This window comes from Streptomyces sp. CBMA152, from assembly GCF_014596475.1.
GTDB lineage: Bacteria > Actinomycetota > Actinomycetes > Streptomycetales > Streptomycetaceae > Streptomyces.
On record NZ_MECJ01000027.1, the window covers coordinates 20143 to 33287 of the forward strand.

General features: G+C 70.8%; 10 protein-coding genes and 1 pseudogene. 4 read left to right on the forward strand and 7 right to left on the reverse strand.

Annotated features, from left to right (window positions below; genetic code table 11):
* The first annotated feature begins 219 nt into the window (after positions 1-219).
* Positions 220-1281, forward strand: coding sequence for an isoafricanol synthase (locus BG418_RS22930; RefSeq protein WP_188275853.1), 1062 nt, complete (start codon positions 220-222; stop codon positions 1279-1281).
* Between the two features lie 13 nt (positions 1282-1294).
* On the opposite strand, the gene BG418_RS22935 is transcribed toward BG418_RS22930, so the two are convergent.
* The 6 genes from BG418_RS22935 to BG418_RS22960 all read right to left on the reverse strand — a co-directional run bounded on the left by BG418_RS22935 (position 1295) and on the right by BG418_RS22960 (position 6499).
* The gene (locus tag BG418_RS22935; RefSeq protein ID WP_188275854.1) at positions 1295-1885 is read right to left on the reverse strand and encodes an ABATE domain-containing protein; all 591 of its coding nucleotides are present in this window, start codon (positions 1883-1885) and stop codon (positions 1295-1297) included.
* Between the two features lie 122 nt (positions 1886-2007).
* Entirely contained in the window at positions 2008-2247 is a 240-nt protein-coding gene (locus tag BG418_RS22940) for a DUF397 domain-containing protein (RefSeq protein WP_188275855.1), read from the reverse strand.
* A gap of 127 nt (positions 2248-2374) precedes the next feature.
* Positions 2375-3550, reverse strand: a complete 1176-nt coding sequence (locus BG418_RS22945) for a thiolase domain-containing protein (RefSeq protein ID WP_188275856.1) — start codon at positions 3548-3550, stop codon at positions 2375-2377.
* Complete coding sequence (locus tag BG418_RS22950; protein WP_188275857.1) at positions 3547-4602, reverse strand: thiolase domain-containing protein; 1056 nt, start codon at positions 4600-4602, stop codon at positions 3547-3549. The genes BG418_RS22945 and BG418_RS22950 overlap by 4 nt, the downstream gene beginning before the upstream one ends.
* The gene (locus tag BG418_RS22955; RefSeq protein WP_188275858.1) at positions 4602-5546 is read right to left on the reverse strand and encodes a Zn-ribbon domain-containing OB-fold protein; all 945 of its coding nucleotides are present in this window, start codon (positions 5544-5546) and stop codon (positions 4602-4604) included. The genes BG418_RS22950 and BG418_RS22955 overlap by 1 nt, the downstream gene beginning before the upstream one ends.
* A 152-nt stretch (positions 5547-5698) precedes the next feature.
* The gene (locus BG418_RS22960; RefSeq protein ID WP_188275859.1) at positions 5699-6499 is read right to left on the reverse strand and encodes a crotonase/enoyl-CoA hydratase family protein; all 801 of its coding nucleotides are present in this window, start codon (positions 6497-6499) and stop codon (positions 5699-5701) included.
* A gap of 166 nt (positions 6500-6665) precedes the next feature.
* On the opposite strand from BG418_RS22960, the gene BG418_RS22965 reads away from it, so the two are divergent.
* A complete protein-coding gene (locus BG418_RS22965) occupies positions 6666-8288 on the forward strand; it encodes an acyl-CoA synthetase (RefSeq protein ID WP_188275860.1) in 1623 nt (540 codons plus the stop codon).
* Between the two features lie 20 nt (positions 8289-8308).
* On the opposite strand, the pseudogene BG418_RS22970 reads toward BG418_RS22965, so the two are convergent.
* A pseudogene (locus BG418_RS22970) lies at positions 8309-8989 on the reverse strand (alpha/beta fold hydrolase); the annotation flags it as partial.
* 261 nt (positions 8990-9250) lie between these two features.
* On the opposite strand from BG418_RS22970, the gene paaK reads away from it, so the two are divergent.
* The gene (gene paaK / locus BG418_RS22975) at positions 9251-10555 is read left to right on the forward strand and encodes a phenylacetate--CoA ligase PaaK (RefSeq protein WP_188275862.1); all 1305 of its coding nucleotides are present in this window, start codon (positions 9251-9253) and stop codon (positions 10553-10555) included.
* Positions 10556-10771: 216 nt separating this feature from the next.
* Positions 10772-13144 (forward strand): penicillin acylase family protein, encoded by a 2373-nt coding sequence (locus BG418_RS22980; RefSeq protein ID WP_398999965.1) that lies wholly within the window; start codon positions 10772-10774, stop codon positions 13142-13144.
* Position 13145: the final 1 nt, after the last annotated feature.

The following is a 13145-nucleotide window of genomic DNA, read 5'->3' on the forward strand; positions in this document are numbered from 1 at the left end:
CTACGCTTTCGGACACGCACCGTGACACCGATGTGACCGTCTTGCAAAGTCGGCTTGACTAACTTTCTTGGATCTGCTCGGTGTTGACGCGCCCGCAGGGGGCGCACGGCAACGGTCCGCACGCGGCTTGTGGAGTGCCGGTCAGCGGCGCACTATGTGGTTTCCGGACAGCAGCTCCGCCCAAGGCTGCTCACACATCGGAGCGCAGGAGGCGGAGCGATGATGTCCCCAGGAACCCCGCGTCGGCCCGAGTCGCGCACCGGGCTGGTCGACATCCCCTTCCCCGCGCGATGCCATCCGCGCCACGCGGTGGCGCGTCAGCACACGCTCGACTGGCTTCACCAGTTCGGGATGCTTTCCGGCCAGCATGCGACGGACGAGTACGACGCGATGGGGCTCGAACGTCTGATGGCGTACTTCTATCCGGACGCCACGGATTCCGATCTCGCGCTGGCGACCGATCTCAATGCCTGGTTCTTCGTCTTCGACGACCAGTTCGACGGCCCGATCGGGCGGCAGCCCGACGCCGTCGCCCGGCAGATCGACACCATGCTGCGCACGATGACCGACCAGGGGCCGGCCCCGGGCGACCCCAGCAACCATCTCGCCGACACGCTCGCCCAGTTGTGGCGCCGCCTGAGCGAGGGCACCCCGCTGCTGTGGCAGGCGCGCTTCCGCGACCACTGGCGCGACTATCTGACGGCGTACCACTGGGAGGCCCTCAACCGCACCCGTACGGGACTGCCGTCGCTGCCCGGATTCCTGCGCGGGCGCCGCGACTCCATCGGCGTACAGCCCTGTCTGGACCTCGTCGAGCGCTGCGGCCGCTACACGCTGCCCGTGGAGCTGCACAGCGGCAGCCCGCTCGCCGAGATGCGGTGGATCACCGCCGATGTGGTGATCTTCGTGAACGACATCGTGTCCGTGGACAAGGAGCTGGCCGCCGGGGACGTCAACAACAGCGTCATCATCCTGCACAAGGGCTCCGGCCTCTCCGTGGAGCGCGCCGCCCGCGAGGTCGCCCGGCTCGCCAACTCCCGTGTGGCGCACTTCCAGACGCTGGCAGCCGAGCTGACGGCCGCGCTCGCGGGGTCGGGCGTCTCCGACCGGCTGCGCGCGCATGTCGACGACTACGTGCAGGGCATGCGGGCGCTGATGAGCGGCAATCTGGCCTGGTCGCGTACGACGGCGCGCTACAACGAGGCGGGCATCGAGGCCGCGACGCGGGGCCAGCGGCCGTGGGCCCATCTCTTCGAGGAGGCGGACGCGCTGGACGCCTGATCGGTCACGGGCGCTACGCCGGCACCCGGTGGCGCTGCTGGTGGCGGGCGACGCGGGCGCGGTTGCCGCAGGACGGCTTGCACCACTCCTGGCGCGGATGCTCCTTGAGGAAGTACCGCACACAGCGCGGGCCGTGGCAGGCCCGCAGCTTCTCGCGATCGGGCCCGGCCAGGAACTCGACGGCGGCCCGGGCGAGCCCGGCACACAGCACCGTGACCGCGTCCGGCACCGCGTCGGCGCGGCGCTCCAGGTACGGGTCGGCGCCCTCGGGCCACTCCAGCCGGGGCACGGTGGGCACGGCCGCGGCGGCGCGGTTCACCAGATCGAGGGCCGCCTCGACGGGCGGCAGCCGGTCGGCGTCGGCGGAGCTGGGCGGTCCGGGCCGTACCGCGTGGGCGAGCAGGGCGCGCACGGCGGCCCGCAGCGCGCGCACCGAGGCCAGGGCCGCGTCGTCCGCGACGAAGCCCTCGGCGCCGGGCGCGGCCGCGTGCTCGCGCGCCCAGCGGGTCAGCCCCTCGGCTCCGTCGAGGTCGTCGGCGACGCCCCCGTGTCCGTCGTGCCGGATCGTGAGGGCGAGGTCGAGGACGAGGGAGTGGTCGGCCATGTGTCTCATGGTAACCAGGACCACGATCGTCGGACACGGGCACACCGGGCACGGGGCATGGGCATGCCGGGCCGCACCCACGGATACGGGTGCGCCCGGCTTCTCCTGTCGCCGCCCGCCGCTCAGGTCAGGTCGAACTCGCCGTCCCGCGCGTTCAGTACGAAGGCGCGCCACTCGGCCGGGCTGAAGATCAGCGACGGACTGGTGGGGCTGCCGCCGTTGCGCATCGCGATGAACCCCTCGACGAAGGCGATCTGGACGTCTCCCATCCCCTGACTGCTCGACCTCCAGTCGGCGTTGCTGAGATCGAGCTCCGGCTTGTCCCAACCCACAAGGGTCTGCTGGGTGGTGCTCTCGGCCACGTCCCTGCTCCTCCCGGTTCCCTGTCGTCCGGGGCCAGACTAGCGATCGTGTCCGGTGACGGACAGGCCACGGAAGGAGTACCGCGCCGCGTCCACGTCGACGGCCGAACAGGGCCCCTGAGCCCGGCTAGCGATCCGGCCGCTCCGCCCCGACCAGCCACATGGCGAAGAACTGCGAACCGCCGCCATAAGCGTGTCCCAGCGCCTTGCGCGCCCCCTCGACCTGATGCTCCCCCGCCCGCCCCCGCACCTGGAGGGCCGCCTCGGCGAAGCGGATCATGCCGGAGGCCCCGATGGGGTTGGTGGAGAGGACCCCGCCGGAGGGGTTGACGGGCAGATCGCCGTCGAGCTCGGTGACCCCGGACTCGGTGAGCTTCCAGCCCTCCCCCTCCGCCGCGAACCCCAGGTTCTCCAGCCACATCGGCTCGTACCAGGAGAACGGCACATACATCTCGACGGCGTCGATCTCCCTTCGCGGGTCGGCGATCTGGGCCTGACGGTAGACATCGGCGGCGCAGTCCTTGCCCGCGCGCGGCGAGACGAAGTCCTTGCCGGCGAACATGGTCGGCTCGCTGCGCATCGCCCCGCCGTGCACCCAGGCGGGCGCATGCGGCGAACGGGCCGCACCCGTACGGTCGGTGAGGACCATCGCGCACGCCCCGTCCGACGACGGGCAGGTCTCCGAATACCGGATCGGGTCCCAGAGCATCGGCGATGCCTGGACCTTCTCCAGGGTGATGTCGTGCTCGTGCAGATGCGCGTACGGGTTCAGAAGCGCGTTGCGCCGGTCCTTGTAGGCGACAAGCGAGCCGACCGTGTCGGGCGCGCCGGTGCGCCGCATGTACGCACGGACGTGCGGCGCGAAGAAGCCGCCCGCCCCGGCGAGCAGCGGCTGCTGGAAGGGGACCGGCAGCGACAGGCCCCACATGGCGTTGGACTCGGACTGCTTCTCGAAGGCCAGGGTCAGGACCGTGCGGTGGACCCGCGCGGCCACCAGATTGGCGGCGACCAGCGCGGTGGAGCCGCCGACCGAGCCCGCGGTGTGCACCCGCAGCATCGGTTTGCCGACCGCACCGAGCGCGTCGGCGAGGTACAGCTCGGGCATCATCAGCCCCTCGAAGAAGTCGGGGGCCTTGCCGATGACGACGGCGTCGATGTCGCTCCACGTCAACTCGGCCTCTTCCAGGGCGCGTTGGGCGGCCTCCCGGACCAACCCAGCAATGGAGACGTCCCGGCGGGCGGCGACGTGCTTGGTCTGGCCGATCCCGACGACGGCCACGGGCTCCTTACCAACGACGCTCATGACGGTTCCCCCTCCAGGACGGCGACGAGGTTCTGCTGGAGGCACGGCCCGGAGGTGGCATGGGCCAGTGCCCGGTCGGACTCGCCCCGGTGGATCCGGGCGGCCGCCTCACCGATCCGTACGAGACCCGCGGCCATCACCGGGTTCGCCGCGAGCGCTCCCCCGGACGGGTTGACGCGTACGTCGGCGCCGAGCCGCAGCGCCTTGCGCAGCACGACTTCCTGGGAAGTGAAGGGTGCATGCAACTCAGCGGTGTCCACCGGCCGTTCGAAAGCTCCGGCGCGCTCGGCCGCGAGCCGGGTGGACGGCGAGTCGGTGAGGTCGCGCACCCCCAGGGAGTGCGCCTCGATGCGGTGGTCCATGCCCCGGATCCAGGCGGGCCGCGCGCACAGACCGCGTGCCACGTCCCCGGCGGCGAGGATCACGGCGGCGGCCCCGTCACCGACCGGCGGACAGTCGCCGGTACGCAGCGGATGCACGAGGTAGTCCCCCTGCGGACGCGAACCACGCACCTGGGCATGGGAGTTGGCGCCGGCGTCGGAGCGGCTACGGGCCGCGATCCCGGCCAAGGCGACCTCGTCCGTATCGCCCGCGTCGATCAGAGCTTGCGCCTGGAGGGCGGCGAGCGCGACCGAGTCGGGCCACAGGGGTGCGAGGTAGTACGGGTCGAGCTGCCGGGTCAGTACGTCGCGGACCTCGCCGGGCGAGGACTTCCCGTACGCGTAGACGAGCGCGGTGTCCGCCTCGCCGGTGAGGATCTTCACCCAGGCCTCGTAGAGCGCCCAGGCGCCGTCCATCTCGACATGCGACTCGGCGATCGGCGGCCAGGCGCCGACCCCGTCGAGCGCCATCGTGAACGAGAAGGCCCGGCCCGCGAGATAGTCCGAGGAGCCCGAGCAGGTGAACCCGATGTCGCTGGTCTTCAGGCCGGTCGCGTCCAGGACCTGGTGCAGCACCGGCATCAGCATCTCGACCTCGGAGAGCTCGTCCGTGCGGCGCCGGTGGTCGGTCTGCGCGAAGGCGACGACGGCGACGTCCCTGGCCGGATCCATCAGATCAGCTCCTTGTACGTGTCGTAGTCGGCGTCCGGCTCGCCCGTGGGCCGGTAGTGGTCGGGGTAGCGCCCGCCCTCGCTCCACACCGGCTCGACGCGCAGCCCCATCCGCACCTGGTCGTACGGGATGCCGCCGATCCGGCCGTGCAGCGCGAGGTCGGCGCCGTCGAGCGCGATGTGCGCGTACACGTACGGCACTTCAATGTCGAGATTCTTCGCCTTGATGTTGACGATGCAGTACGTGGTGACCGTGCCGGCCGGTCCCACCTCGACCCGCTCTTCGGTGGCGACGCCGCAGGTGGGGCAGGCGCCCCGGGGCGGCACGTACACCTTGCGGCACACGGGACACCGCTCACCGACCGCCCGCCGCTCGGCGAGCGCGTTGATGTACCCGGTCTGGGCGCGGCCGGGGCTGTAGGTGTAGTCGAGCCGGGCGGGGGCGACGATCTGGGTGACGGGATCGGTGAACTCACCGCTGTGCGGCGAGGGTTGGTCCACGGGTTCACTCTCGTACGGCACGAAGCAGGCGATGTCGGTGATCGCGCCACTGCGTTCCGGCGCCCAGCGCACCTTGACCCGCATCCCGCTCCGCACGGCGTCGGGTCCGGGCGCGTCCAGAACGTGCAGCAGCGCGGTGTCGGCCCCGTCGAGCCGGACCAGGACCCAGGCGAAGGGGGTGCCAAGGGGCTGGTCGCGGCGCGGCGACGGGTTCCAGGCCCAGGTGGAGACGGTCCCGGTATCGGCGACCTCGACGAGCTCGCGGATCTCCTCGGCGGTGACGGGGTCGTACTCGACGGGCGGGACGAGGGTCCGACCGTCACTGGTCTTCACTCCGAGAAGAACGCGCTCGCGCAGCCCGGTCAGAAAGGCGCTCTGAACCGGCCCGAGAGAGCGGGTAAAGGGAAACTCGACGACGAGCGGTGCTTTGAGGACTTCAGGCATCGAGGGCGTGCCTCCTTCGGAGGTCGGGCTTGCAAGGGCGGGGGGCACCTGACTGGCATCGACCCGGTGCACCCCCTAAGGGGCGCGGGGAACTGCGCGACAAGCCCCCACCGGCCCGCAGGTTCCAACCAGCCCATGCCGCGCGGCGGCAGCTACACGCGCCGATACACCGGCGCACGCTTCTCGGCGAAGGCGCGAGCGCCTTCCTTGGCATCCGCCGTGTCGAACACCGGCCAGCCGCGTTTCAGCTCGGCGGCGAGCCCATCCGTCTCGGTCATCTCCGCGCTCTCGTACACCGACGCCTTGACCGCCTCGACGGCGAGCGGGCCGCAGGCGTTGATCTGCTCGGCGATCTCCAGCGCCGTATCGAGCGCGCTGCCGTCGGGCACCACGCGGCCGACGAGCCCGATGTCCCGCGCCTCGGCCGCGCTGTACGGGCGCCCGGTGAGCAGCATCTCCAGCGCGTGTGTACGCGGAATCTGACGCTGGAGCCGTACGGTCGAGCCGCCGATCGGGAACAGGCCGCGTCGGACCTCAAAGAGCCCGAAGACCGCGCTCTCCCCGGCGACCCGGATGTCGGTTCCCTGAAGGATCTCCGTACCGCCCGCCACACAAGCACCCTCGACCGCCGCGATCACGGGTTTGCGCGGACGGTGATGGCGCAGCATCGCCTTCCAGTGCAGGTCGGGGTCGGCCTTGAGCCGGTCGCGGTACTGCTCGCCCTCCATCCCCCGCCCCGCGAGCGCCTTGAGGTCCATGCCCGCGCAGAACGCGCCGCCCGCGCCGGTGAGGACGATGGAGCGGACCGCGTCGTCGGCGTCGGCCTCCAGCCATCCGTCGTAGAGGCCGACCAGCATGGCGAGCGAGAGCGCGTTCTTGGCCTGCGGCCGGTTGAGGGTGAGTACGAGTGTGGCGCCTTCGCGGCGCACGGCGAGGTGTTCGGTGCCACCCATGGGCGTGCCTCCCGTCATCGGACTGGAACAGGTTGCAGGAGCCGGGGGCCCAGTACAAGAGTTTTCTGACAGTCAGTCAGATTCTTTCGCCGGGGACCCTTCCCAGTTGCGGTCGGCTCTGCTCTGATGACGGCCACACGGGATGACGCCGGGGTCAGGAGGAGCGGTGGAGTACAACCTTGCCGACCTGTTCGAGTCGGTCGTCGACGTGGTCCCCGACCGCGAGGCCCTGCTGTACGTCGACCACCCCGGCACGGGCGCGGAGCGCCGTGTGACCTATGCGCAGCTCGACGCGGCGGCCAACCGGATCGCCCACCATCTGCTCGACAGCGACATCCGCCCGGGCGAACATCTGGGGCTGCACCTCTACAACGGCGTCGAATACCTCCAGACGGTCCTCGGCTGCCTCAAGGCCCGAGTGGTGCCGGTCAACGTCAACTATCGCTATGTCGAAGAGGAGTTGGTCTACCTCTACCGCGACGCGGACCTGGCGGCACTGGTCTTCGACGCCGAGTTCACCGAGCGGGTCGCGGGCGCGCTGCCGCACACCGAGAAGCTGCGCCATCTCATACGGGTCGGACAGCCGCCCGAGGAAGCGCCCGCGCTCGACGCCGTACCGTTCGCCGAGGCCGAGGCCGCCGGTTCCGCCGAGCGCGGCTTCGCACCCAGATCGGCCGACGACCTCTTCATCATCTACACCGGCGGCACCACCGGCATGCCCAAGGGCGTGATGTGGCGCCAGGAGGATCTGTTCTTCTCCGGGTTGGGCGGCGGCGCCCCGACCGGCGAGCCCGTCGGGCGGCCGGAGGAGCTGGCGGAGCGGGTCGCGGCCGGCGGCGAGGGCATCACCTTCTTCCCCACTCCCCCGCTGATGCACGGCACCTCCACCCTCACCGCCTTCATCGGCTTCAACTTCGGTCAACGCGTGGTCATCCACCGTAAGTTCGTGCCCGAGGAAGTTCTGCGTACGATCGAAAAAGAGCGGGTCACCAGTGTCTCGCTGGTCGGCGACGCGATGCTGCGGCCGCTGATCGACGCGCTGAGCGGCCCCATGAAGGGCACCGACTGCTCGTCCGTGTTCAGCGTCTCCTCCTCCGGCGCGATCATGTCGGAGACGGTCCGCGCCCAGTTCAGCGCACTGGTCCCGAACGCGATGCTGCTCAACAACTTCGGCTCGTCCGAGTCCGGCTTCAACGGTACGGCGACCGACGACTCCGGCCCCGACAAGGGCTTCAGGCTGCGCGTCAACTCCCGTACGGCGGTGGTCGACCCGGCCACGTACGAGCCGGTGAAGCCCGGCGAGCCGGGCCGTATCGCCCAGCGCGGTCACGTACCGCTCGGCTACTACAACGACCCCGCCAAGACCGCCGACACGTTCTTCCAGAAGGACGGCGAGCGCTGGGTGCTGCTCGGCGACATGGCCACGGTCGACGAAGAGGGCATCGTCACGGTTCTCGGCCGGGGCTCGCAGTGCATCAACACGGGCGGCGAGAAGGTGTATCCGGAGGAGGTCGAGCAGGCGCTCAAGTCCCATCCGGATGTGTACGACGCGCTGGTCGCCGGGGTGCCGGACGCGAAGTGGGGCAACCATGTGGCGGCGGTGGTGCAGCTGCGCGAGGGCGCCGGGACGCCGTCCCTCGACGACATCCAGAGCCACTGCCGGACCCGGCTCGCGGGTTACAAGGTGCCGCGCCAGCTGGTGATCGCGCCCAGCATCCAGCGCTCGCCCAGCGGCAAGGCCGACTACCGCTGGGCCCGGGCGGTGGCGGCGGAGTCGGCGACGGGGTGACGGACGGCGGTGCCGGGTTGTCAGATGCCGAACTCCCGTATCTCCGCGAGGAATTCGTCCGGCCGCTCGGCGTGGACCGAGTGGCCAGCGTCGATCGTGACGAGCCGGGCACCGGGGATGCGGGCGGCCATCTCGGCTATCACCTTCTGGTCGATGTGACTGTCCGGGCCGCCCGCGACGAGCAGGGTCGGGGTGGTCAGGGTCGCGTAGCCCTCGTACCAGGCGGGATCGGGGTCGTTCAGCTGGGCGTTGATGTCGGCGATGATCGCCCAGTCGAAGGAGAGCTCTCCTTCCGGCCGCGCCACGAACCCGCGCCTCGGCACGATGGGGATCAGCGGCGGGCACTCCTCCAGGACCAGCCGCCCGATCAGCCCGGGCGCGTTCTCGGCGAGCAGCACGCAGGCGGCGGCCCCCATGGAGTGGCCCACCACATCGGCACCGGCCAGCCCCAGGGCTTCGATGAAGCCGCGCAGATCGTCGCGGAACCCCTCGAACGAGTAGCTGCCGGGCCAGTCGCTGAGGCCGTGGCCGCGCAGGTCGAGGGCGTACACGCGACGCGTCGCCGCGAGTGCTTCGGCGGTCCGGGTCCAGTCGGCGCCGGTGCCGCCACGGCCGTGCACGAGGACGACGGGCGGCGCGGACTCCTCGCCCCAGACGCGGTACGCGAGCCGGATCCCCGACGCGGTCCGCACGCTGCGGACGCCGTCGACGAGCTCGGTCCCGTCATCCGAAATCTCGTCCTGCGCGGTCTCGTCATGCGTCGTGAACTCAGGCATACCGAAGATCCTCACAGCCCGTGGTGATCTCGCCAAGGGATTTCGCCGAGAGCGCGCACGGCGACGCGCGAAGCGGGTTGTCCACAGGTCTTGACGGTCCGGCCGGATGGCTGGATTACTGATTCCGAGAGGATCGACCGAATGATCGGTCGTCCGATTCGTACGGAGTGATGACGGGAGCGGTCCATGGCGGCACCTCTGCTGGACGCGGCGGAACGGCTGAGCAGGCCGGAGCTCGAAGCCCTGCAGCTCGACCGGCTGCGGGCCTCGCTGCGCCATGCGTACGAGCATGTGGGCTTCTACCGGGAGGCGTTCGACAAGGCGGGGATACGGCCCGAGGACTGCCGCTCGCTCGCCGATCTGGCCCGCTTCCCCTTCACCGCCAAGGCGGATCTGCGCGACCACTACCCCTTCGGGATGTTCGCCGTCCCCGAGGAGCAGATCCGGCGCGTGCATGCCTCCAGCGGGACGACCGGCCGCCCGACCGTCGTCGGCTACACCGAGCGGGATCTGGACACCTGGGCCGACGTGGTGGCCCGCTCGATCCGCGCGGCGGGCGGCAGGCCGGGCCACAAGGTCCATATCGCGTACGGATACGGGCTGTTCACGGGCGGCCTGGGGGCGCATTACGGTGCCGAGCGGCTCGGCTGCACGGTGATCCCGGCGTCCGGCGGCATGACGGCCCGCCAGGTCCAGCTGATCCAGGACTTCCGCCCCGAGATCATCATGGTGACCCCGTCGTACATGCTGACGCTCCTCGACGAGTTCGAGCGCCAGGGCGTCGATCCCCGGACGACCTCGCTGAAGATCGGCACCTTCGGGGCCGAGCCGTGGACGGAGGAGATGCGCCGCGAGATCGAGGAGCGGTTCGCCATCGACGCGGTCGACATCTACGGCCTGTCCGAGGTCATCGGGCCCGGTGTGGCGCAGGAGTGCGTGGAGACCAAGGACGGGCTGCACATCTGGGAGGACCACTTCTACCCGGAGATCGTCGACCCGCTCACCGGCGAGGTGCTGCCCGAGGGCGAGCGGGGCGAGCTGGTCTTCACCTCGCTCACCAAGGAGGCCATGCCCGTGATCCGGTACCGGACGCGGGACCTGACCCGGCTGCTGCCCGGTACGGCGCGGGTGTTCCGGCGGATGGAGAAGGTGACCGGCCGCAGCGACGACCTGGTGATCCTGCGCGGGGTCAACCTCTTCCCCACCCAGATCGAGGAGATCGTGCTGCGCACACCCGGCGTCGCCCCGCACTTCCAGCTGCGGCTCACCCGGGAGGGCAGGCTCGACGCGCTCACCGTACGGGTGGAGGCGCGCGCGGACACGGCGCCCGAGCAGCGAGAGGCGGCCGCCGCCTCGATCGCCTCGGCGGTCAAGGACGGCATCGGAGTCTCGGTCGGGGTCGAGGTCGTCGACCCGGAGACGATCGAGCGGTCGGTGGGCAAGTTCAAGCGGATCGTGGATCTGCGGAACGGTCCGGCTACTCACGGCTGACGATCTTCCCCTGGGGCGGGCGGTGGTGCCGGTCGGCCTGTTGACAGGTGTGCGCCCGGGCTGAATGAGTGGCTGCGGTACGACGTATGTCATGAGCAACCACCAGTGTCACCCGCCCATTTGGGAGGAACGTTGGCTCTCCGCACGCGCACAGGAACACGTACACGTACACGCACACGTACGACGGCCCGGGTCAGACGGCTCGCGCTCGCCGGGATCGCCCTGTTCACCGTCGCCGCCTCGCTCTCCCCGGCGGCCGCCGCCGAGAACCGGGGCCGCGATCACCACCCCTCGGGCGGCGGCCTGTCCGCCGTCATCCGCTACACCGAGTACGGCATCCCGCACATCGTCGCCAAGGACTACGCGGACCTCGGCTTCGGCACCGGCTACGCCCAGGCGGCCGACCAGGTGTGCACCCTCGCGGACGGGTTCGTCACGGTCCGCGGGGAGCGGTCGCGGTGGTTCGGCGCGGACGGCGTGACCGACGGCTCGCTCTCCTCGGCCAGCAAGAACCTCTCAAGCGACCTGTATTTCAAGGGCGTCAGGGACTCACACGTCGTCGAGAAGCTGCTCGCGACCCGCGCGCCCGCCGGGCCGAGCGCGCAGTCGAAGGAGCTGATGCGCGGCTGGGCGGCGGGCTACAACGCCTGGCTGAAGCAGAACCGGATCACCGACCCGGCCTGCAAGGGTGCGCGCTGGGTCCGTCCGGTGACGATCACCGACGTGGCCGCGCACGGCTTCGCGATTTCTGTGCTCGGCGGGCAGGGGCGCGGCGTCGACGGCATCACGGCCGCGCAGCCACCGACCGCCGCCACGCCGACCACCGCCCCGGACCCGGCCGGCAGCGCCAAGGCGGCCAGTGAGCTGTTCGCCCAGGACCAGGCCGACATGGGCTCCAACGCGGTCGCGTTCAGCGGCGCCGCCACGGCGAACGGACGCGGGCTGCTCCTCGGCAACCCGCACTACCCCTGGCACGGCGGGCGCCGCTTCTGGCAGATGCAGCAGACCATCCCGGGCGAGCTGAACGTCTCGGGCGGGGCCCTGCTCGGCACCGCGACGGTGAGCATCGGCTTCAACGACAAGGTGGCCTGGAGCCACACCGTCGCGACCGGCGTCACGCTCAACCTCCACCAGCTGAGCCTCGACCCGGCGGACCCGACCGCGTATCTCGTCGACGGCAAGCCCGAGCACATGACCCGGCGTACGGTGACCGTTCCGGTGAAGGACGGCGCGACCGTCACGCGTACGCAGTGGTGGACCCGGTACGGCCCGATCGTCAGCAACCTCGGCCCCTCGCTGCCGCTTCCGTGGACCAGGACCACGGCGTTCGCGCTCAACGACCCCAACGCGCTGAATCTGCGCGCCGACACAGCTCTCGGCTTCGCGAAGGCGCGCAGCACCGCCGACATGTCCAAGGCGCTCGGCCGCACCCAGGACCTGCCGTGGGTGAACACGATCGCCGCCGACGCCTCGGGGCACTCCCTGTTCACCCAGTCCCAGGTCCTCCCGCGCATCACCGACAAGCTGGCCGCGCGCTGCTCGACCCCACTCGGCAAGGCGCTCTACCCGGCGTCGGGCGTCGCGGTCCTGGACGGCTCGCGCGGTGACTGCGCGCTCGGCTCAGACCCGGACGCCGTGCAGCCCGGGGTGTTCGGGCCCGCCAAGATGCCGGTGCTCAAGGACGCCGCGTACGCCGAGAACTCCAACGACAGCGCCTGGCTGACCAACACCGACCACCCGCTGACCGGCTACGAGCGCGTCTTCGGCACCATCGGCACGCCTCGCTCGCTGCGTACGCGCGGCGCCGTCGAGGACGTGTCGGCGATGGCGGCGAAGGGCGAGCTGACGGTCGCCGATCTCCAGCGGCAGGAGTTCGCCGACCGGGCGCCCGCCGGAAACCTGACGGCGGCCGACACGGCGAAGGCCTGCACGGCCCTGCCCGGCGGTACTGCAACGAACAGCAGCGGCACGGCAGTTGATGTCTCGTCGGCGTGCGCGGTGCTGGCCAAGTGGGACCGTACGGTCGACTCCACGAGCCGGGGAGCGCTGCTCTTCGACCGCTACTGGCGCAAGCTGACCGCGACCGTACCGGCGGCCGAGCTGTGGAAGGTACCGTTCTCCGCCGCCGATCCGGTCCGCACGCCCAACACGCTCAACACCGCATCACCGGGCGTCGCGCGCGCCCTGGCCGACGCCGTCACCGAGCTGCGCACGGCGGGCATCCCGCTGGACTCGGCCCTGGGCGAGCACCAGTACGTCGTACGGAACGGGAAGCGCATCCCGCTGTCCGGCGGCACGGAAGGGCTCGGCATCTGGAACAAGGTCGAAGGCATCTGGGACCCGACGGCCGGCTACACCGAGGTGGCCACCGGCTCCAGCCACATCCAGGCGGTCGGCTGGAACGGCAGCAGCTGCCCCATGGCCCGCACGCTCCTCACCTACTCCCAGTCCGAGAACCCCAACTCCCCGCACTACAGCGACCAGACGAAGCTCTACTCGGCCAAGCGCTGGGTGACGTCCCGCTTCTGCGAACGCGACATCCTCGCCTCGCCCGCACTGCGGGTGGTACGCGTGCACGAGCACCACTGAC